Genomic DNA, 20,100 nt, shown 5'->3' with positions numbered 1-20,100 from the left:
TGCCAATTTATTGAAAATTCAGAGTCTTTCGTAGTAAGCCCGGATTTTCGCTGCCATCGACTGTCGACGCTGCTTGAGAAATTCCTCATACTGAGCGACATCCATGTCCATGATGGATTCCGGCACGCAATTGGTCGCAAGATTGGCTTTGAGTGTTGCCTCGTCGTCGATCGCGCCGTATTTGAGTGCACCGCCCCGACACTGCTGCAGTATTTCAGCGAAATAGTCACGCGGCGGCTTGTTGCCGATTTTGATATTGATCTCTTGCTGGGTGTAAGCGAAGTTGGCGATCTGATTGTACTGGCTTGGGCCTAGCCCGGCTTTTTTCAGTAAATCGCGCGGGAAGATGTGATGGATGTCGCCCATGTGGCTGACCAGTTCGCGTACCGTGATGTCCTTGGATAATAAGCCGGTGTCGTTCGCACGAACCTGCGCAGCAATGAACACCCAGAAATAGGGGCTGCTGGTGCCGGAAGTTTCCAGCTGCTGCACTAGACCCACATCCCAAAATGCCGGCGACAGGTCGGCTTGTTCCACCTTGGCTAGGATGTCGCCGAAATCGCCCGCCGCGATCCGACGAATGTCTTGGTCGAACTGTGTCTCGGAGGAACCAGTGTAGCGGTTTGTCAGTATCGACATGACGAACCAGCGTCGCACGAAGGATTCTATCTTTCCGTCATGGATGCCCTGTGCGCGCAGCCGCAGGTAAACGATGTAGGCAAAGTTCAGGGCGCCTCGGGTGCGAATCATCTCGCGGGTGATGAAGCCCGCCGACTTGATGATCATCACGAAGCGCTTGAAGTGGGACTCATTGATGAAGTTGAGCACCCCCTCGTTTAGCTTGGCGAAAGACGCTTCGGCGATGGTCTCTTCGTAGTTTTTGGTTTCGAAATTGCGGCCCGAGAGCAGGCTGACCAGATCAGCGAGCTTGCCGCGCCCAAACTGGCTGGTGAATGCCACCCTCAGCAGATCATTGTAGTTGGGGTCGTAGAGATCATCGTTCTCGTGGCGCAGCCAAGCCATTTTCTGTAAGTAAGACGACGCCGAGAATTCGGCATCGTTGTTCTTGATGTGGTCGTAAAAGTCGGGCGCTACCGCTAAATGACAGAAGTAGTCGATGCACTTTCTGAGCATCTGGCCGCCATAGCGCGTGTCGGCGGCGATTTTGGACATGGCGAAGTCCGCTTGGGACAGCACCGCGCCTTTTGAATTGATGCGGATGAAGATTTCCGTAACGGTCTCGATGTCCAGGTCGTGGGATAACTCGATGAGGCCGATCTGCTTCTTGGCGATGTCGGTGAGGTTGGCGAGCGCCTCCTCCACCTTGTCCTCGTCGGCCTGCGGGTTGGCCTTGAGATAACTGCGAACCGCTTTGGTCAGCTTGATTTCGCCGCATACCATGGGCGCAATGTCAACGATCCACGCCGTGTTTCTGGCGATGGCGGCGTTGCTAACCTCGAAGCGCTCCTCGATGGGGTGGAAGGCAATCGAGATGCGTACCTTTCGATAATCTTTGTTGATGACCGCCTGCCCGAGCATTGCGGCCGTGAGCGCCGTGACGCGCTGCTGGCCGTCGATCAGGATCATCCTGCCCGCAGCCGTGCTGCCATCTTTGAGTTTCACGTCCGGATTGCGCCAGGCGATCAGATAACCCACCGGGAATCCCTGATAGAGCGAATCCATGAGGTCACGCACTTGGGAGGCATCCCAGACGAAAGGCCGCTGGATTTCCGGGATGGCGATCTCGCCCTCACGCACATTGGCGAGCAGGCTTTCGATCATGTATTGGTTGACAGCGTATTTCTGGGTTTTCTTCATAGGCCACCTCCGTGTGGGCTTGATTCGGTTGGCATGGTATATGCATTTCCGCTCTTTTACGTCATGTTTCGGATTTTTTACTTCTTTCTGCGCTGCCTTTATCGGCCTTCTGCGCCCGGTACTCTTCGATCGTCAGGCAACGCAGCCGTGAGTCGCGCCCGCCCTCGTTGTGCACGAAGCCGACGCTGGCCACGAAGGGCTCGATGATGTGGATTTTCTGCAGCGGTGTGACGATCAGCAGTTGCAGGTTGAGCTGCTGGAAGAGGCGCAGCCCGTACTGCGCAGATTCGTCCGAGCCGCGCCCGAAGGCCTCGTCGATCACCACGAAGCGGAAACTGCGCGAACGCACCGCCCCCCATTCCAACCCGAACTGGTAGGCCAGGCTTGCCGCGAGCACGGTGTAGGCGAGCTTTTCTTTCTGTCCGCCCGATTTTCCGCCCGAGTCGGTGTAGTGCTCGTACTCGGCACCGTCGGCGCGCCAGCGCTCGCTGGCCGAAAACAAAAACCAGTTGCGCACGTCGGTGACCTTGGCGGTCCAGCGCCGGTCGGCGTCGGTCAGGCCCTCGCGGCCCCGGAAGCGGTCGATGATGGCCTTGACCTGCAGGAATTTGGCCTCCGAATACTGCTCGTCGGCCGAGCCGGTGAGCGCGCCGGAGGTGGCCGCGCGCAAGTCCTGCTGAAAGTCGCGCACTTCGGCGTCCGGACTGGGCTGCGCGATGAGCTTGATGAAGCGGCCGGGGTTGTAGTCGATGGCGGCGAGCGACTGGTTGATGAAGTCCACCCGCTCCTTGATCGTCTCTCGTTCGCGGGCGAGCTGGGCGTTGAAGTTGGCGATCTCGTTGATGGTGTTGACGTTCAAGAGCTCCTTGAAGCGCGCCTCGAAGCGCGGCAGGTCGTCGCTCTGCAAGCTGGCGAGCAGGCGTTCATACTCCGGCAATGCCGCGAGTGCAACGTCCATTTCGGCCGTCTCGGCCTTGAACTCCTCCTTGAAACCGCGCATGGCATTGACGATGCGCTCGGTAAGGCGCGCCAGGCGCTTGTCCTCCATGTCGATGCGAGCCTGCAGCCAGTCGCGCAGCTCCTGCTCGCGGTTGTCGCATGATTCGACCGTGAGTTGATGCTCGCCCAGCGCCTGCGCACGCCAGGCGTCCAGACGCGCGATCTGCGTTTCGGTCAGCGGTGCGTCAGCCCAAATGGTGCGGGCCTGATCACACAGTGTTTGCGCCGCCTCTTTCCTGGTGGCGACCGCCGAGCGCTTGTCGCGGGCCGCGTCGCGCTGGCGCTCTACCTCCGTAAGCCGCCCTTGCACCGCCTCGAGCTGGCGCGCCAATTCTTGCAGCGCGTCGGAGGCGGCTTCCAGCCTCGCCCGTTCCTCGGTGAGATCGCCGATTCTCCGAACCAGGCTCATCCAGTCGATGTCGGCAAAGCGCGTGAATTCTTCCAGTTTGCTGAGGGCATCCAGCCGGCCCCGCAGTTCGTTGCGCGCCGCTTGGATTTCGCCGATGCGCTGCCCGAGCATGGCGAGCTTCTCCTCCAGACGCTGCCGCCGGTCGTGCAAGGCGCGCAGCTTGTCGGCATTGCTCCAGCCGAGCACGTAGCGGCTGCGATCGGAGATGGCGCTGCGGTCGTCCTTCTCGTGGCGCCCGCTCGGGTCCTTGATTTGTCCTGCACGCGTGATGGCGCGTGCCTCGCGGCGAAACTGCTCGCCGGTGTCGCAGCAGGCCACGTCGAAGCGCTGGCGCAGTTCCTGTCCCAGCCACTCGGAGTGCGGCGAATCCGGCTTGATGGCGAGCTTCTTCACCAGTGACTGCGGATGCAGCGCCACGCCCGGCGCCGCCTTTCGCGGACGCACATGGAAGTACACCAGCCGGGCACCCAGATGCTGGCGGTCCACCCAGTCCACAACGGCCTTGTAGTGCGCCTCCGGCACCAAGAGCGAAAGGCCGAAGCCATGGAGCAGCCGTTCGGCGGCACCTTCCCAGTCGCGTTCGTCCTCGCGCACCTGGATGAGCTCGCCCGCGAAAGGCAGTTCGTCTTCGGTGATGCCCAGCGTCGCGCACAGCGCATCGCGGATGCGAATCTGGGCGGCGCTGATGTTGCTCTTGCGCCGCTGCAGACTGTCGATCTCATCGGACAAGACGGCGTGCTCTTCACGACCCTTGCGGAAAGCAAAGTCCTCCTCGCGCTCGCGGTTGTCCAGGTCGGCAATGCGCTCGCGCAAGCCTTCGGCGCGCTGGGCGATGTTCTGCTGCTGGGCGAGAAAGCCGGCTTCATCGGCCGGCGCTGCCTCGTCGATGCGCGCCAGCAGCGTCTGAAAGCGATCCGATTTCTGCTGGCGCTGGATCTTTTCCTGCTCCAGACGGCGCATCTCCGCCGCCAGCTCCTCCAGGCGGTCGCCGCCGTTGTCGCGCAGGGCCCGCTCCAGGCGGCCAAGCTCGATGCGCTCGGTTTCGCGCTGAATGTCCAGGCGCTCGATCTGCGCGTCGAGCCGGGCTGCATCCTGCGCCAGCAGACCGAGGCGGCGTTCCAGCAGCTCGCCCTTCTGCCGGGCGAAGTACGGCCGAAGCTGGTCGCGCGCCTCCCGCCAGCCCTGGATCTCGGCCGAAAGCCGCTGGTGACGCTTGCCGTCCTCGGCCAGGGGTGTGAGCAAATCCACCTGCCGCTTGGCCTTGAGCACCGCCTGATGCGCCCGGTCCAGGTCATCGAAGTGGCGGATCAACGCCTCGATGCGGCTGCCCACATCGAAGGGCTCCAGCATGTGGCTGCGTACGAAGTCGGTGAGGTTGCCCACCGACTTCATCGAGACGGTCTGGTGGAAGAGCTCCAGCGCCTGCTCGTGCTCGATGCCGAATCGACGGCGGAACCAGGCGCCGTAGGGCGGAAAGCTGTCGAACAGTTCGCAGCCCGCACCGCGCAGCTTCTTGCGCAGCGCCGTGATGTCACTGCCAAAGCCGCTGAAGTCGTCGGCGAGGGTAAGTTCGCGCTCCGCGGCTACGAACAGGCGCGCAGGCTGGCCCTGCGGATCCTTCAGCCAGAACACCTGCGCGAGCGTCACTGCCTGGTCGTAGCCCTCGTTGCGGAACATGCCGAGGATGACCGAGTAGCTCGACGCATCGCGCAGCGCCACAGGGCGGGCAGTGCCGGTGACCTCGTTGCGCTCGCTCTTGTAGTGGCCCAGCACGTAGGAGCGCAGCGAGCGCTCGCGTGCGTCCGCCCCGGCCGCCTTGTTGTAGGCCACGCGCTGCGCCGGCACCAGCAAGGTGGTGATGGCATCGACCAGCGTGGACTTGCCCGAGCCGATGTCGCCGGTGAGCAGGCCGTTGCGCCCGTCGAGCTCCAGGCGCCACACCCGCTTGTCGAAGGTGCCCCAGTTCAGCACCTCCAGCCGCTGCAGCCGAAAACCCACGCGGCTGTCGTCGCCCACGAAGTCGAGGTCGAGCGTTGACACTTCAAGCATCGCCTGCCTCCTTGGCGGCACCGGACGACAGCGCCGTGCGGTAACCCTCCATGCGCGCGTCGAACTCGGCCAGCCATTGCGCATCCACGAAGGCTTTCAGGATGCGCCGCACCTCGTAGTGCCCCCGGTCCTGCACACTGCCGGCAGCAGGCTTGAGTCGGCGCAGAAAGCCCAGATCGACCACCTTGGCGAGAGTCGCGTCCACCTGGTCGATCAGCCGGGCCTCGTTGGTGCCATCGGGCAGGAACACTCGCATCAGCTCGGCAATCTCGTCGCGCGAGAGCACCAGCCGCGTGTCGCCGCCACCAGCGTCGAACTCGGCCAGGCGCTTTCTGAGCAGCGCCAGCATCAGGCTTACCGGGTAGGACAGAGGCCGGCGCGCAATGAGCCGAGGCAGGCGCGGTGCGCCGTCGGCTTCGTCCGGGTCTGGGCGGCTTTTGAGGAACGCGAAGCCCTCGGCTTCGTCCAGCACCAGCTCGAGCAGCAGCACGGCGGCCTGTTCCCTGACGCGCGCCTGCAGGCGCAAGAGGCTCTCCCACAGCCGCTCGTCGTCGTCGCGGTAAAGGACGCCCTTGAGGAGGTGCACCATTAGCCGCGACAGCTCGGGCACGGCCGGCGGTGCGCTGGACGGCACGTCCATCGTGCTGTCGTCGTTCAGGGCATCGCTCATCATATCCATTTTTCCCCCAGCGGATTTCAGCGCGTGAAAATCACCCGCGGCAGGTGTGCCGTGCGCATCACGGTCTCGCCCGCGGCATCGCTGCCCTGCCAACGAATCGTCTCGGGGTGAGCATCATCCACCACGACCCGCCAGCCGTTCGGCGCATCACCGGCATCAGCGGCGTGGGCTAGCTCCAGATAAGCCACCAGCTCGGCCAGACCCTGGCGCAAGGGCTCGGCCTCCAGCAACTCGCGCAGTGTGATCTGCGGTTGGCAGCGCAGCGCTCGCTGCACGGCTGACCGCAGGCGTGCTTTGTCTACCACGATCTGGTCGAACAGACGCGCGGTATCGATATCATCCTTGCCGGCGACGAGTGCCAGATCGGCCAGACGTTGCTTCTCGCTCGGCGTATACAGGGGACGCTCGAACGGTAGTTCTACGTCCGCGCCCATGGCGTCGATGTGCATGACCGTGCCGGCGGGCATGGCCTTGCGCAGTGCCAGCGCCTTGCTCTCGATGCCGTGCAGCAGGTCGAGGATGCGGCGGTGCTCAAGGAATGCTCGGTCGTCCAGAAAACGGCGCAGCTGCTGCGAGAGCATCGCCACGGTGCGCTGGGTGTGTTCGCCGGCCTCCATCCAGTCGTAGTGCACTCGGCGCGTGCGCGGATCCGGTGCAAGCTGCGCGACCGCGGGCAGTGCCAGCACCCGATCGAGCCGTTCGGAAAGCTCCTCCTGCCGCCGGCTGGACATGAGGAAGTCCCAGAACGCGCGAAAGCTGCGCCCCTGGTCGGAGTTGCCGATGGCGTCGCGCTCGCCCATGATCTCGTCGAGCAGCTCGCCCTTGGCGCCTTCCCACAGCGCGATCTTCTCGCGCACCTTGCGGTCGAGCTGGCGGAAGTTGTGCTCCACTTCGCGAAAATCGGCGAGCAGCTCGCGTGCCAGATGCTGGAACTGCAAGAAGCGATCCTTGACCGCCGTGTCGTCCAAGAGCGGTACCTCGCCTGCCAGCACGCGGGCGATCTCGGCGTCGAGCGCATCGCGCTTTTTGCGCAGTTCCTTCACGCGCTTGGCCGGGTCGGCTTCGGTTCCGGCGCTGATCTGCTCCAGCAACGCGAAGAGCGTCAGCAAGCGCGATTCGGTGCCGACGAACGGCCGCTCGGTGAGCGTCTGCAGCCATGCGATCGCTTTCTCGGCGGCCGGCGTCAGGTCGAACTGCGCCTCGTCCGTGCCGGGCTTGTAGAACTTGCGCAGCCACCCCTTGTCGGGTGCAGCCCAGTCGTTGAGGTAGTCCAGGGCGCTCTTGGGGTAGGCGTCAGGCCCGAGCTGTTCGCGCAGCGCATAGAGATCATCCTCCAGCGCTTCGACGAGGTCGACCTCCGGCATTACCCGCACGTTAGGTGCTACGAACACCCGGTGCAGAAAACTCGCCACGAGCGGCGCGTACGGCGAAGCCAGCAGCCGCCAGGCGGGATGGCGCTCGCGCAGGAGGGAGAGGGTGGCGTGGTCCATGGTGACGTCACGGACTCAGCGCTGCGGAACCGGCAAACGGTTCAGCTGCGCCTCAATCCAATCCCATCGCCTATCCGTGACCATCACGAATCGGCAGCGCCCTTCAGAAAGATTCGCCCACAGGCCGCCGATCAGGCGGTCATTCTCGGCCCCGTTCCAACGATCCGCACCCTTGTATTCAACCGCGAGAATCGGCCCGGGCTGACCTGCCACATCTGGTAACTGGCACAGGAAATCCGGGTAGAAGCGGCCGTCGGCTTTCTGCAGGAAGAAGGAGCAGCCTTCGCGGCGCACGAGATTGCGCACCCAGAACTTGATGCGGCCCTGCTGTGCCCATATGTCCAATTGGCAGGCACATTCGAACTCCTCTTTGCTGTCGAAGTCGCCGATGCGGCCGTAGAAGTGCTTGCGGAAGTCGAAATGCCCGAATCGTCCGTCGTAGTCGCGACTGGGCGCATAAGCCAGGGCGTGAAACTCGAAGACGTATTGGTCGCTCACTGCCACGCGCGAGGCCGCATCGTCACCGAATAAGGTCTGCTGGTACGCCTTGCCGACAGCCTGTTTGCGCAGTTCCCGAATACGCGCTTCGATCAGATTGCGGATCAGGAACTTCTGCAGGTTGACGCGCGCCAGCGTGAAGCCGTCCCGGCGCAGCAAGGCCGTGAGCCACGCGGCGACGAACGCCTGCTTGTTCTCATGGGTCAGCGACGGTTCGGGCAGGTTGCGGCACAACCAGGTGGCGAGGCGTACTTCGTCCCAGTGTTCGGGTGGATACACGAGACCCAAGTCGCGCTGCAATTCGGGCAGGAAACGCGACACCACGTGACCACCCGCGTCGACGTCGATTTCGCCGCCCTCGGCCACCTTGAGCGCCGCACCCAAGGCTGCGAGTTCGCCGGCCGTCGGTTCGGCGTCGTAGAGCGAGAGGTTCCACGGATATTCGAGCACTTCCGGATCGTCGAAGAGCTGCAACTTGCCCTGCACGCGCAAGGCCAGCTGCGGCACGCGAAAGCGCTCACCCTGTTCGGCCGGTGTCTGAAAAAACTCGATCGCCGTCGTGCGGCTCTTTTCGGCAGCTTCCTCAATGGCCGCGGCTGCCGTTGCGGAAGTGACCGATGCCTTGAGCGCTTCGGTTTCATCTTCCGAGAGCGGCGCGTGCAGGGTCAGGGTGTTGAGCGCACTGTCCCAGCTCAGTTTGTCGCGCACCGGTTTCGGCACGCTTTTGAGGTCGGGCTTTTCCGGCAGCGTCACCGCCACCGGCCGCACCACCACACGCCCGGCGTGAGCTTCCAGGTCGAGACGCGCCTGCTCCGGCAAAGCCGCAGCCACGAATTCGGCCACCTCGCGCCGCTCGAAGCCGGCCCCGGCCACCAGCCGGTCGCGCAGCGCGGCCGCTGTTTCGGCAAAGTTGCGCGACACCACGAATGCGTAGGATTGATTGAGGCGCTGGTCGGCAAAGTGGCGCGCGTTCGGCTGGCGCAGGATGCGCCCCAGCAGCTGTTCCACCGCCGTGGCCGATTTCAGCTCGGCCATGCTCACCAGAATGTAGGCAAACGGGCAATCCCAACCCTCGGCGAGCGCCTTCTGGGTGATGACGAATTTCACCGGACAGGCGGGGTCGGCAATCCCTTTGGGGTACGAGGCGTCGATGCTTTCCAACCCCTTTTCCTCACCCGTGGCCACGACGATCTCCTCGGACGGAATGCCGTGGTTGGTGATCAGCTCGTTTTTTACGCGCGCCACATCGAGCGTTTCCACCCCGGCGCGGCGAGCTTCGGCCTGAATCAGCACCACCGGGCGCAGGTAGGGCGCGCCAGCGCGGCGGGCTTCCTCCGCCAGCCGGTGCAGCGTCTCGCGCCGGGTGAGCGCATCGGCGAGGCACTGCTGCCAGTTCGGCTCGGTTTCGAGCAACACCGGCAACTTGATCATTTCCTCCGCTTTCAATTCCGCCGCCGAGACGCTGTGCAACACGTTGCTCGGCGTGCGCGTGAGATCGGGCGTGGCGGTGAGCTCCAGCACGCCGCTCGGGCGAAAGCGCGCCAGCATGTCGAAGGCGAGCTCCGTGCGGCTGTTGTGCGCTTCGTCCACGATCACGAAGGGCCGGCGCAGGCGCAGCACGTTGGCGAGCGAATAGGGCACGGTGCGCTCGCTGCCCTCGCCTTCGGTCAGCAAGGCATCGCGCTGGTGGGGCGAGAGGTTGTCGAAGTGGTGCATCAGCGCGCCGCTCGACTGATACACCTTGCGGCATTCCTCATCCTCCACCTGAAACGCCTGGCGCGTGGCGACGATCACGGTGGTGGACGTGTCCAGCGTGGCGCGCGTCACGCTCTTGGCTTCTTCCAGATCGAGCACCGTCACCGGCCCTGCCTCGCGCAGCGCGGCGTGATAGGGGTGGCTGCGATCCTTCAGCGCCTTGATCGTCTGCTCGCGGATCGACTTGCTGGGCACCAGCCACAAAATTACGCTGTACTCGCAACGCAGCAGGTGCGTGTTCACCAGCGCCACGCTTTTCGCTGCGAGCCAGGTCTTGCCGCCTCCGGTCGGCACGCGCAGGCAGAAGTACGGCATGTCGGCCGGAAAGCCCGTGAGCGGGTGGTACGGATTGCCGCGGCCCCACAGGCGTTCGGTCGTGGCGGTGAAGGCAAGCGCGGGCGAGGGGAGTTCGTGGCAAGCCTTGAAATAGGCCTCCACGCTGTCCAGCACCTGCTGCTGGTAGGTTTTGGGGGTGAAGGGGGTCATGGCTTTCCTGCGTCGGGCGCGTGCGGTGCCTGCTGGCGCTGCAGCGGATCGAGCTCCGCCGGCCGTACCGCCTCGATCACGCCAGCACGGCGGATGATGATGGCCGTACCGGTGCGGGCCGCGATTTCCCAGGCACGCGCGGCAGCGCGTTGCATGGCCTGACGTGATAGGCGCAAGTCCTCATCCTGCGCGGTTTCGATCGGTCGTGGATTCATGGCTTCTCGCTCCAGTCCAGCAATACCGGCGTGGCGCCGGCGTTGTCATACAGCGCCCAAGCGTCCACCAGCGGGGCATACAGGCGTTGGAAATTTTCCAGGCCGGCCGCAAAGCGGCGGCGGATCGTCGCTTCAGGAATGGCGTGTCCGCCCTGACGGACGCGCTGCGCGACACGGGCAATGGCTTCCTCGGGGCTGTCGAGTTGCAGAAAAATCAGCTTGACCCGGTAGCCGGCTGCCTGCCAGGCACGGATGTGGTGTACATAGCCACGCCCGGCTAGCGTGGTCTCGAACGCGAAATTCTCGCGGGCCGCGAAGTGCCGCGAGAGTTCTTGCAACATCAGGCGACCAGCCTGTACGGCCGCCTTCTCCGGCGCAAATGGTGCTAGCCCCGCGGCGATCAGGTCGGCGTTCACAAACACCGGGCAACCGGCCTCGTTGGGCAAAAATTCGCGCGCAAACGTGGTTTTGCCCGCGCCGTTTGGCCCGGCAATGATGATGACCTTGCGCGCCTGCATGGCTCACATCTCCAGCGCGTAGGGCGTTTGCTTGAAGATGATGCCCTCGCGCGCGAGGCGGGCGCTGCCCAGGCGGCAGGCGGCGGCGTAGATCACTTTTGGGCCGGCGAAGGGCGGCAGCGCCTCGAACACGGCGCTGGTGAGCACGTTGCCGCCGTCCGCCGATTTGTCCTTGAGAATGCCGTTGTAGAGGAGATAAATGGCCCGGCCCTCAAAGATGCCCAGGAGCGGCGAGTCGGCTGTGCCGCTAAAGCCCGTGCCGGTTTCCACGAACCAGACGAATTCGGCGAGCTGGGCAAAGGTCACGTCGCCGCGGATTTGGCCGTCGGCGTCGAACAAGGGCTCGGGGCAGAGGCGGCAGAACTGGAATCCGCCGCCCAACCCTGCCACCGCCTGCCCCTTGGCATTGGTGTAGCCCTGCGCCACCCGGCGCACGCGCTCGGCGGTGACGTTTTGCGCGATGCCCGGGTCCATCTCGACAAGGATGAAACGGCGCTTGCCGCCGTCCTCGGCGTTTTGTTTCAGGACCGCGTGGGCGGTGGTGCCGGAGCCGGCGAAACTGTCGAGGACGAGTGAACCCTTGTCGGTGGCGATTTGCAGGATGCGCTGAATTAGGCGGGTGGGTTTGGGGGTAATGAACACGTCGTCGCTGGAGGCGAAATCGACCAGTTCGAGCAATTCTTTCTTGGCTTCCTGTGTGTGGCCTACGTCTTTGTAATACCAAATACTCATGGGAACAACGCCTTGAGTGACCTCTGAAAGAAAAATTTTAGGCGCTGGTATATTGTTCCCATCTATCCCCCACCAAATTCGCCCATCGGCATCTAATTCTTTGAACTTTTCTTCAGAAATACGCCAGTACGATCCTTTTGGAGGGCCAGAAATGACTCTTCCTGATGGACAAGTAATGGAATATGTTCCTTTGCTATAAAAATTTCGAGCAGCAAGATTATTTGGGCGCCATGGACCACGAGGATCATTATCAGGATTTTTGTACATTTTATTCTGTTTTTCAGAGCGAGGAATCAGGTTTCGAGTCCAACGATCTGAATTCATAGCATATACGACTATGTAGTCATGTGATTCTGAAAAATGACGAGATGAGGCTTTGGGGGCATAGTTTTTTTCCCAAATTATTGTTTCGATGAAGTTTCTTTTCCCGAACACCTCATCCATCAACAACCGCAGCGTCGCCACCTCGTTGTCGTCGATCGACACGAAAATCGCCCCATCCTCGCGCAGGAACTGCCTCAAGAGCACGAGGCGCGGGTACATCATGCACAGCCAGCGGTCGTGGCGGTCGAGGGTCTCGCCTTCCTTGCCGACCACCTCGCCCAGCCACTTGCGAATCTCCGGGCTGTTGACGTTGTCGTTGTACACCCAGCCCTCGTTGCCGGTGTTGTAGGGCGGGTCGATGTAGATGCATTTCACCTGGCCGGCGTAGCGCGGCAGCAGCGCCTTCAAGGCGTGCAGGTTGTCGCCCTGCACGATCAGGTTGCCCGAATCGGCCGGGCCGCAGGAGAGATCGGCGACCGGCTCGAGCAGGCGAAAAGGAACTTCCCGGTGGTGTTTGACGACGGCTTCTTTGCCGATCCAGTTCAATGTTGGCATGGGCGCTCATTTCGTGGAGGGGGGAAACCCGGCAGGCGTCGCGTTTCCGTTGAAATTTTTTTCGGCGAACTGCGCGTCGACGTCCATGGCCCCGTGCAGCACCCGCACGATCCGCACGAGACCAGGCTCTTCAAAAAACAGCACGAGGTAGTTGCCATAGGGGCATGAGCGCAGGCCCGGGCCGAGCTCTGGCCGGGGACGATAGGCTTTTGGCGCCTTCGCGATCTTGCGGCACTGCGCGCGCAATTCGCGCACGAAGCTCAGCGCCCGTCGGGGATTGTCCCGGGCGATGTAGTCACCGATGGCTTCGAGATCCGTCTCGGCCTGCGGCAGGAAGATAAGCCGCATCAGGTTCTTTCGGTCGCTTCAGCCATGGCGAGATACTTCGCCTCCAGTCGATCGAACACCTCGTCCGCCGGGATATCCGCTCCGCTGGCCAGCCCCACCGCAACGGCTTCGCGCAGGGCCTGCAGCTTGGCCGCTCGTTCGGCTTCGTACTCTTCGAGTAGGCGCAGTCCGGCGCGCACCACTTCGCTGGCGTTGTTGAAACGGCCCGACTCCACCAGCTGGCGGATGAAGGCTTCGAAATGGGGGCTGAGTGCCACACTGGTCGGCATTGCGGTGTCTCCTGATGGCTAATAACAGTTATTAAAGTCGGGCTCCTGCCCCTTGTCAAGGGCCGGCCCAGCCTTGGCACAGCGCTCACTTCTGAACAGACAGGCTTCTGATGGTTGGGCCGCCTTTGTCTCGTCGTTTGCCGCAAGAGCTTAGGACGCAAGGAAATCTTCCGGTCCGTGCCGCTCGGGCAGGCGCAGCGATTCCGGTCCGCGGATGCGGTTGACGCGGCGGCCGCGCTGGACGGCGGGGCGCTCGGCGAGTTCGTTGGCCCAGCGCACCACGTTCTTGTAGCTGTGGACCTGCAGGAACTCGGCGGCGTCGTAGAGGTTTTCCAGGATCAGGCCGCCGTACCAGGGCCAGATGGCCATGTCGGCGATGGTGTATTCGTCGCCGATCATGAAGCGGCGTTGGGCGAGGTTGCGGTCGAGCACGTCGAGCTGGCGCTTGACTTCCATGGCGAAGCGGTCGATGGGGTATTGCAGCTTGATGGGCGCGTAGGCGTAGAAGTGCCCGAAGCCTCCGCCCAGGTAGGGGGCGGAACCCACTTGCCAGAAGAGCCAGGAGAGGCACTCGGCCCGCGGAGCACCCGAGGCGGGGAGGAATTGGCCGAATTTTTCCGCCAGATAGACCAGGATGGCGCCGGATTCGAACACCCGCGTCGGAGGATTGGTGCTGCGGTCGAGCAGGGCCGGAATCTTGGAGTTGGGGTTGATGGCGACGAACCCGGTCGAGAATTGCTCGCCTTTCATGATGTCGATGGGCCAGGCGTCGTATTCGGCATCGGCGTGGCCGGCTTCGAGCAGCTCTTCGAAGAGGATGGTGACTTTTTGGCCGTTGGGCGTGCCGAGCGAGTAGAGCTGGTGGGGGTGCTTGCCCACGGGCAGCTCGGCTTCGTGCGTGGGCCCGGCCACGGGGCGGTTGATGCTGGCGAAGCGCCCGCCGCTGGGTTGTTCCCATTGCCAGACGCGCGGCGGAGTGTAGGGTTGGTCGGTCATCGAAGTCTCCAAGGGGTACGCCGATCGGGTCGGTGGGCGATTCCGCAGTTTTTTTGTCATCTGAGCCTGGTGAAAAAATTCTTCAGTTGACTCCATGAATCACCACCACATGCACCCGTCTCGGTCCATGCGCGCCGAGCTGGATCGTCTGTTCGACGTCGCCCGTGCGGGAGGGACCGGCGACGAAGTTGATGGTGCGCGGCAGCCGCTCGCGCCAGTCGCCGCCGGCGGGGGCGAGGTGGTGGCGCAGGCGCTGCCACAGGTCTTCGAAGTGGCGCACGATGGTGGCAGCGTCGAGCAGGATGAAGTGGTTGTCGGGCACGAAGAGGTGGGTGACGGGGCTCTCGGGGCCGGAGAGGAAGGCGAGGGTTCCGACTTCGGCGATGCCGGCGAAGGCGAGGCTCACGGCGCTCTGGGTGTCGATGCCGGCGGGGCCGGGGTCGAGGTGCCAGTCGGCGGGCCAGGGGAGTTCGAGCAGGGGCCGGGCGGCGTGGGTGGGGGCGGGAAGGCCGTGTTCGCGGCACCAGGCGACGAGGTGCTCGACCGCGGCGGCTTTCGTGGGGACGAGGGCGCTGGTGCCGCCGCGGGCTTCCCAGCGCTTGCGCCAGCGTTCGACCAGGTCTTCTTCGGGCACGGCAAGGCGCGGGTGCGCCGGCGTCATGGGGAATTCGGGGGCGGGCGGGGCGGCGTCGCGGCCGAGGTTGCGGCGAATGGCGCCGAGCACGGTGTCGCGGCGTCGGGCGGCGAGGGCGGGGTCGAGGGGGTCGGATTCGCTCATTCGTCGTGGCCTTTGGCGTGCCAGAGTTCGAGGAAGGTGCGCCCGGCGGGGGCGGGGAGGTCGCGCGCGTCCGTCCAGCCGGAGAGCCCCGGCAGGCGGCGGATGTGTCCTTTGTGGCCGAGGGTGGCGAGGAGCCGTACGGCGAGGCGCTCGAGCCCGTGGTAGAGGGCGGGGCGTTCGGCGACGCGCCGCCACAGGGCCTTGACGCGCTGCTCGGCCGGGGGGTGCAGGCCGTCGCGCTGCTGGGCGTGGCGCACTTCGCGGATGAGATCGGGCAGGGGGATCTTGACCGGGCAGACTTCGCCGCAGCGGCCGTTGAGGGTGCAGGCGTTGGGAAGGTCGTAGGCGGTGTCGAGTCCCACGAAGAGGGGGGTGAGGACCGAGCCCATGGGGCCGGGGTAGACCCAGCCGTAGGCATGCCCGCCGATGGCGCCGTATACAGGGCAGTGGTTCATGCAGGCGCCGCAGCGGATGCAGCGCAGCATCTCGCGCCAAGGGCCGCCAAGCATGCGGCTGCGGCCGTTGTCGACGAGCACGACGTGGTATTCCTGCGGACCGTCGGGATCGCCGGCGCGGCGCGGGCCCATGGAATAGGTGGTGTAGGTTTCGCTGTCCTGGCCGGTGGCGCTGCGCGCGAGCAGGCGCAGGAAGAGGGTGGCGTCTTCGAGCGCGGGGACGACTTTCTCGATGCCGGCGGTGACGATGTGCACGCGGGCGAGCGTCTGGGTGAGGTCGCCATTGCCTTCGTTGGTGACGATGACCGAGGCGCCGGTTTCGGCGATGAGGAAATTCGCGCCGGTGATGCCCACGTCGGCACGGAAGAAGGCGCGCCGCAGCTGCTGGCGCGCTTCGGTGACGAGGCCCGAGACCGTGGGCTCGGGGGTGGTGCCGTGGTGCTCGGCGAAGAGTTCGGCGACTTGCTCCTTGGTCTTGTGTACGGCCGGGGCGATGATGTGCGAGGGCGGTTCCTTGGCCAGCTGCACGATGTATTCGCCCAGATCGGTTTCGATCACTTCGAGCCCGTCGGCGGCGAGCGCCTCGTTGAGCCCGATTTCTTCCGAGACCATGGATTTGCCCTTGGCCACGGTCTTGGCGCCGGCGCGGGCGCACAGGGCGCGGATGATGGCGCGGGCGTCTTCGGCGTCGCGTGCCCAGTGGACCTGGCCGCCCACGGCGCGTACCTGCGCTTCGTAGCGTTCGAGCCAGAGGTCGAGCTCGGCGAGGATCTCGTCCTTGCGCTGTCGGGCGGCTTCGCGCAGGGCCTCGAACTCGGGCACTTCGGCGACGGCCTTGGCGCGTTTGCCGATGAATCCGCCGGCGGCGTTGGCGAGGGCGCGCTGCAGCAGTGGGTCGTGCAGGGCGAAGGTGGCGCGGGGGACGAACTCGCGGGTGCGGATCTGCATGGGGTCGCTCCGTTCAGGCCTGGCCGATGCCGGGGCCGTCGGCCAGGCCGGCGAGCACTTCGACCGTGTGATAGACGCGCACCGGGGCGCAGATGCGGGAAAGCCGCCCGGCGAGGTGCAGCAGACAGCCGAGGTCGCCCCCGAGCACGACCTCGGCGCGGGTGGCGAGCAGCCGCTGCACCTTGTTTTCAGCGAGGCGCTCGGAGAGGGCGGGATACTTGACGCTGAAAGTGCCGCCGAAGCCGCAGCAGACTTCGCGTTCTTCGGCTTCGACGAGTCTTAGCCCTTCGACGCGGGCAAGCAATGCCCGGGGCGCCTCGTGGATGCCGAGCTGGCGCAGCCCCGAGCAGCTGTCGTGGTAGGTGACACGATGGGGGAATCGGCTGCGGATGTGCTCGGGGCCGACTCGTTCGTGGAGAAACGTGAGGAGTTCCCAGGATTTGTCGGCGAGCGCCTGGGCACGGCCAGCCCAGAGGGGGTCGTCGCGCAGCAGGCGGGGGTAGTCGTGCTTGAGGGTGGCCAGGCATGAGCCGGAGGGGGCCACGAGGGCATCGAAGGCTTCGAACTGGGCGATGGTGCGGCGGGCGAGCGCGCGGGCGGCGTCTTCGTCGCCGCCGTTGTAGGCGGGCTGGCCGCAGCAGGTCTGCTCGCGCGGAACTTCGACGCGCCAGCCGGCGTCTTCGAGGAGCCGCGCCGCGGCAAAGCCGATGTTGGGCCGCATCGCGTTCATGAGGCAGGTGGCGAACAGGCCGACGGTGCCGGTGCGATCGGGGGGCATGGGATTCGCTCCAGAAGCGTTCTTTGCGTAGGATAATGAGAATCGATGAGCCCGGCAAGGCGGGCGAAGGGCGAGAGACGATGCAGCAGACGGAAGACAGGGGGGAGGATACGATCATCGCGCCGGCGAGCGGCCGGGCGCCGGTGCCGTTCTTCCCGATGACGCGCGCGGAAATGGCACGGCTGGGGTGGGAGGCGTGCGACGTGATCCTGGTGACGGGGGACGCGTACATCGACCATCCGAGTTTCGGCATGGCGCTGCTCGCGCGTTTCCTGGAAGCGCACGGCTATCGCGTGGGCATCCTCAGCCAACCGGATTGGCACAGCGCCGAGCCGTTCAAGGCCTTGGGGCGCCCGCGGCTGTATTTCGGCATCACCGCCGGCAACATGGATTCCATGGTCAACCGCTATACCTCCGAGCGGCGCATCCGTTCGGACGACGCTTATACGCCGGGCGGAGTGGCGGGCAAGCGCCCGGACCGGGCGGTGATCGTCTATGCGCAGCGGGTGCGCGAGGCCTTTCCTGGCGTGCCGGTGGTGCTGGGGGGAATCGAGGCGAGCCTGCGGCGGCTGGCGCACTACGATTACTGGTCGGAGAAAGTGCGCCGCTCGGTGCTGCTCGACGCGAAGGCCGATATTTTGCTCTACGGCAACGCGGAGCGGGCTCTGCTCGCGCTCACGCGCCGGCTGGATGAGGGCGAGCCCATCGGTTCGATCCGCGATCTGCGCGGCACGGTGTTCGCGGTGCCGCCGGGCTGGAAACCGCAGGCGGACTGGCGTGAGATCGACGCAAGCGAGATCGAGGCGCCCGGACGTCCCATGCCTCCGCCCGATCCCTACGCCGTGCGTCCCATGCCCTCCGCGCCGCAGCCCGCCGAGGGTCGAGAGCCCGTGGGCGCCAAGCGCGACCGCAGCCGCGAGGTGGTGCGCCTGCCTTCGTTCGAGGCGGTGCGCGACGATCCCCTGCACTATGCGCATGCCTCGCGCGTGATGCATCTGGAATCGAACCCGGGCAACGCCCGTGCCCTGGTGCAGCGCCACGGCGAAGGGCCGGGGGCGCGCGAGGTGTGGGTCAATCCCCCGCCGCTGCCGCTGTCTACCGCCGAGATGGATTTCATCTACGGCTTGCCCTACGCGCGTCGTCCCCATCCGAGCTATGGGCAGGCGCACATTCCGGCCTGGGAGATGATCAAGTTCTCGGTGAGCATCATGCGCGGCTGTTTCGGCGGCTGCACGTTCTGCTCCATCACCGAGCACGAGGGGCGCATCATCCAGAGCCGTTCGGAAGACTCCATCCTGCGCGAGATCGAGGCGATCCGCGACCGCACGCCGGGCTTTGCCGGGCACGTGACCGACCTGGGCGGACCGACGGCGAACATGTACCGGATGCGCTGCAAGGATCCGGCGATCGAGCGCCATTGCCGGCGCCTGTCCTGCGTCTATCCCGGCATTTGCCCGAACCTGGATACCGACCATGCGCCGCTCATCCGGCTCTATCGCCGTGCGCGGCAGGTGCCGGGGGTGAAGCGCATCACCATCGGTTCGGGCGTGCGCTACGATCTGGCGGTGCGCTCGCCCGAGTATGTGCGCGAGCTCGTCACCCATCACGTGAGCGGGCGGCTGAAGATCGCGCCGGAGCACACCGAGCCGGGGCCACTCTCCAAGATGATGAAACCGGGGGTGGAGACCTTCGAGCAGTTCCGCGCCCTCTTCGAACGCTTCTCGCGCGAGGCGGGCAAGAACCAGCAGCTGATCCCGTACTTCATCGCCGCGCATCCGGGCACCTCCGACGAAGACATGGTGGCGCTGGCGCTGTGGCTGAAGAAGAACGGCTTTCGCCCCGACCAGGTGCAGACCTTTCTGCCCACGCCGATGGCGCTCGCCACGGCGATGTATCACAGCAGGCGCAATCCGCTGCGACCGCTCGCGCGCGGCGAGGCGGTCGAGGTGGTGCGCGAGGGGCGGCGCCGGCGGCTGCACAAAGCGCTGCTGCGCTGGCACGATCCGGCCAACTGGCCGCTCATCCGAGAGGCGCTGCTGAAGATGGGGCGGCGCGATCTCATCGGCAACCGGCCGGATCAGCTGGTGCCGTGGCAGGATGCGCCCGTTGGGAAGGTGAAGGAGGAGAGGCCGCGGCGTCGGTTTCGCGGAGGAAAGGATGCCTGAACTGCCCGAAGTGGAGGCGGTGCGCCGCGGCTTGGAGGATCGCCTCGTCGGGAAAAGTCTGACGGAAGTGCGGGTGCGCGAGCCGCGCCTGCGCCGGCCGGTGCCGCCCCTTTCGCCTTGGGTGGGGCGGCGGTTGCTGCGGGTGGAGCGGCGGGGGAAGTATCTGCTGTGGCGCTTCGACGAAGGCGCCTTGCTCGTGCATCTGGGGATGAGCGGCCATTTCGCGTTCGCAGCGCCGGAGGTGCCGCCGGGGCGGCACGATCACGTGGATTTCCTCTTCGAAGAGAATCTGCTGCGTTATACCGACCCGCGGCGTTTCGGCCTCATCCTGCCGCTGGATGCGGCCGCCGAGCGGGCGCTGGAGGCGCGTCTGGGGCTGGAGCCGTGGGATGCGCGGCTCACGCCGGCCTTGGCGCGCGAACGGGTGCAGGAGCGGCGGCGGGCGATCAAGGAGGTGCTGCTCGCGGGCGACGTGGTGGTGGGCGCCGGCAACATCTATGCCTGCGAGGCGCTCTTTCATGCCGGTATCCATCCGGACCGGCCAGCGGGTACGCTCGGCGAAGAGGATTGGGCGCGGCTGCTCGCAGCGCTGCGGGCGGTGTTCGAGGCGGCGATCGCCGCCGGCGGCACGACCCTGCGCGATCACCGCACGGTGGAAGGAAAGGGGGGTGAATACCGCGACCGGCTCGCGGTGTATGGACGCGAAGGCGAACCCTGTCCGCGTTGCGCTGCGCCGGTGCGGCGGGTGCTCCAAGGGGGGCGAAGCACGTTCTTTTGCCCGGTTTGCCAATCTCCGGGGCGAGCGGCATGGTAAGCTTATGCGATGTTCCCATGCG

16 protein-coding genes are annotated in these 20,100 nt (G+C 65.0%); 2 read left to right on the top strand and 14 right to left on the bottom strand.

The window, feature by feature from the left end; all coding sequences use genetic code 11:
* Positions 1-18 precede the first annotated feature (18 nt).
* The 14 genes from OA56_RS06910 to OA56_RS06845 form a co-directional block, all read right to left on the bottom strand.
* Positions 19-1,818 carry a GmrSD restriction endonuclease domain-containing protein gene (locus OA56_RS06910; protein ID WP_169114659.1) on the bottom strand — a complete coding sequence of 600 codons (1,800 nt, stop codon included), beginning with the start codon at positions 1,816-1,818 and terminating at the stop codon, positions 19-21.
* Between the two features lie 61 nt (positions 1,819-1,879).
* A complete protein-coding gene (locus tag OA56_RS06905; RefSeq protein ID WP_461584265.1) occupies positions 1,880-5,275 on the bottom strand; it encodes an ATP-binding protein in 3,396 nt (1,131 codons plus the stop codon).
* Positions 5,268-5,945, bottom strand: a complete 678-nt coding sequence (locus OA56_RS06900) for a DUF4194 domain-containing protein (protein WP_055422723.1) — start codon at positions 5,943-5,945, stop codon at positions 5,268-5,270. The genes OA56_RS06905 and OA56_RS06900 overlap by 8 nt, the downstream gene beginning before the upstream one ends.
* A gap of 26 nt (positions 5,946-5,971) precedes the next feature.
* Complete coding sequence (locus OA56_RS06895) at positions 5,972-7,444, bottom strand: DUF3375 domain-containing protein (RefSeq protein ID WP_055422491.1); 1,473 nt, start codon at positions 7,442-7,444, stop codon at positions 5,972-5,974.
* A gap of 15 nt (positions 7,445-7,459) precedes the next feature.
* Positions 7,460-10,183 carry a DEAD/DEAH box helicase gene (locus tag OA56_RS06890; protein WP_461584263.1) on the bottom strand — a complete coding sequence of 908 codons (2,724 nt, stop codon included), beginning with the start codon at positions 10,181-10,183 and terminating at the stop codon, positions 7,460-7,462.
* Complete coding sequence (locus OA56_RS06885; RefSeq protein WP_461584261.1) at positions 10,180-10,398, bottom strand: hypothetical protein; 219 nt, start codon at positions 10,396-10,398, stop codon at positions 10,180-10,182. The genes OA56_RS06890 and OA56_RS06885 overlap by 4 nt, the downstream gene beginning before the upstream one ends.
* On the bottom strand, positions 10,395-10,916 hold the full coding sequence (locus OA56_RS06880) for a zeta toxin family protein (protein WP_461584259.1): 522 nt from the start codon (positions 10,914-10,916) through the stop codon (positions 10,395-10,397). Before OA56_RS06880 ends, OA56_RS06885 begins: the two co-directional genes overlap by 4 nt.
* A 3-nt stretch (positions 10,917-10,919) precedes the next feature.
* Complete coding sequence (locus OA56_RS06875) at positions 10,920-12,527, bottom strand: site-specific DNA-methyltransferase (RefSeq protein WP_461584257.1); 1,608 nt, start codon at positions 12,525-12,527, stop codon at positions 10,920-10,922.
* Positions 12,528-12,533: 6 nt separating this feature from the next.
* A complete protein-coding gene (locus OA56_RS06870) occupies positions 12,534-12,875 on the bottom strand; it encodes a type II toxin-antitoxin system RelE/ParE family toxin (protein ID WP_141054470.1) in 342 nt (113 codons plus the stop codon).
* On the bottom strand, positions 12,875-13,144 hold the full coding sequence (locus tag OA56_RS06865) for a type II toxin-antitoxin system ParD family antitoxin (RefSeq protein WP_461584254.1): 270 nt from the start codon (positions 13,142-13,144) through the stop codon (positions 12,875-12,877). Before OA56_RS06865 ends, OA56_RS06870 begins: the two co-directional genes overlap by 1 nt.
* A gap of 150 nt (positions 13,145-13,294) precedes the next feature.
* Positions 13,295-14,140: a glutathione-dependent disulfide-bond oxidoreductase gene (gene yghU, locus OA56_RS06860; RefSeq protein WP_141054461.1), complete on the bottom strand. Its 846-nt coding sequence runs from the start codon at positions 14,138-14,140 to the stop codon at positions 13,295-13,297.
* 82 nt (positions 14,141-14,222) lie between these two features.
* Positions 14,223-14,918, bottom strand: a complete 696-nt coding sequence (locus tag OA56_RS06855) for a LutC/YkgG family protein (RefSeq protein ID WP_461584252.1) — start codon at positions 14,916-14,918, stop codon at positions 14,223-14,225.
* Positions 14,915-16,321 (bottom strand): LutB/LldF family L-lactate oxidation iron-sulfur protein, encoded by a 1,407-nt coding sequence (locus OA56_RS06850; protein ID WP_461584250.1) that lies wholly within the window; start codon positions 16,319-16,321, stop codon positions 14,915-14,917. Before OA56_RS06850 ends, OA56_RS06855 begins: the two co-directional genes overlap by 4 nt.
* 13 nt (positions 16,322-16,334) lie before the next feature.
* Positions 16,335-17,099 (bottom strand): (Fe-S)-binding protein, encoded by a 765-nt coding sequence (locus OA56_RS06845; protein WP_461584248.1) that lies wholly within the window; start codon positions 17,097-17,099, stop codon positions 16,335-16,337.
* A 158-nt stretch (positions 17,100-17,257) separates the two neighbouring features.
* Here OA56_RS06845 and OA56_RS06840 point away from each other — a divergent pair, with 158 nt between their 5' ends.
* Both OA56_RS06840 and mutM read left to right on the top strand, forming a co-directional pair.
* The gene (locus OA56_RS06840) at positions 17,258-19,264 is read left to right on the top strand and encodes a YgiQ family radical SAM protein (RefSeq protein ID WP_461584304.1); all 2,007 of its coding nucleotides are present in this window, start codon (positions 17,258-17,260) and stop codon (positions 19,262-19,264) included.
* Positions 19,257-20,078 (top strand): bifunctional DNA-formamidopyrimidine glycosylase/DNA-(apurinic or apyrimidinic site) lyase, encoded by an 822-nt coding sequence (gene mutM / locus OA56_RS06835; RefSeq protein ID WP_461584246.1) that lies wholly within the window; start codon positions 19,257-19,259, stop codon positions 20,076-20,078. Before OA56_RS06840 ends, mutM begins: the two co-directional genes overlap by 8 nt.
* Positions 20,079-20,100: the final 22 nt, after the last annotated feature.

Source organism: Tepidiphilus sp. HLB4 (genome assembly GCF_054823945.1).
Note: the sequence above shows the minus strand (reverse complement) of the source record. Positions and strands in the feature narration are given on the sequence as shown.

Coding starts and splice junctions, on each gene's coding strand:
- OA56_RS06910 (WP_169114659.1), bottom strand. CDS start 1,818: ATGAAGAAAACCCAGAAATACGCTGTCAACCAATACATGATCGAAAGC.
- OA56_RS06905 (WP_461584265.1), bottom strand. CDS start 5,275: ATGCTTGAAGTGTCAACGCTCGACCTCGACTTCGTGGGCGACGACAGC.
- OA56_RS06900 (WP_055422723.1), bottom strand. CDS start 5,945: ATGAGCGATGCCCTGAACGACGACAGCACGATGGACGTGCCGTCCAGC.
- OA56_RS06895 (WP_055422491.1), bottom strand. CDS start 7,444: ATGGACCACGCCACCCTCTCCCTCCTGCGCGAGCGCCATCCCGCCTGG.
- OA56_RS06890 (WP_461584263.1), bottom strand. CDS start 10,183: ATGACCCCCTTCACCCCCAAAACCTACCAGCAGCAGGTGCTGGACAGC.
- OA56_RS06885 (WP_461584261.1), bottom strand. CDS start 10,398: ATGAATCCACGACCGATCGAAACCGCGCAGGATGAGGACTTGCGCCTA.
- OA56_RS06880 (WP_461584259.1), bottom strand. CDS start 10,916: ATGCAGGCGCGCAAGGTCATCATCATTGCCGGGCCAAACGGCGCGGGC.
- OA56_RS06875 (WP_461584257.1), bottom strand. CDS start 12,527: ATGCCAACATTGAACTGGATCGGCAAAGAAGCCGTCGTCAAACACCAC.
- OA56_RS06870 (WP_141054470.1), bottom strand. CDS start 12,875: ATGCGGCTTATCTTCCTGCCGCAGGCCGAGACGGATCTCGAAGCCATC.
- OA56_RS06865 (WP_461584254.1), bottom strand. CDS start 13,144: ATGCCGACCAGTGTGGCACTCAGCCCCCATTTCGAAGCCTTCATCCGC.
- yghU (WP_141054461.1), bottom strand. CDS start 14,140: ATGACCGACCAACCCTACACTCCGCCGCGCGTCTGGCAATGGGAACAA.
- OA56_RS06855 (WP_461584252.1), bottom strand. CDS start 14,918: ATGAGCGAATCCGACCCCCTCGACCCCGCCCTCGCCGCCCGACGCCGC.
- OA56_RS06850 (WP_461584250.1), bottom strand. CDS start 16,321: ATGCAGATCCGCACCCGCGAGTTCGTCCCCCGCGCCACCTTCGCCCTG.
- OA56_RS06845 (WP_461584248.1), bottom strand. CDS start 17,099: ATGCCCCCCGATCGCACCGGCACCGTCGGCCTGTTCGCCACCTGCCTC.
- OA56_RS06840 (WP_461584304.1), top strand. CDS start 17,258: ATGACGCGCGCGGAAATGGCACGGCTGGGGTGGGAGGCGTGCGACGTG.
- mutM (WP_461584246.1), top strand. CDS start 19,257: ATGCCTGAACTGCCCGAAGTGGAGGCGGTGCGCCGCGGCTTGGAGGAT.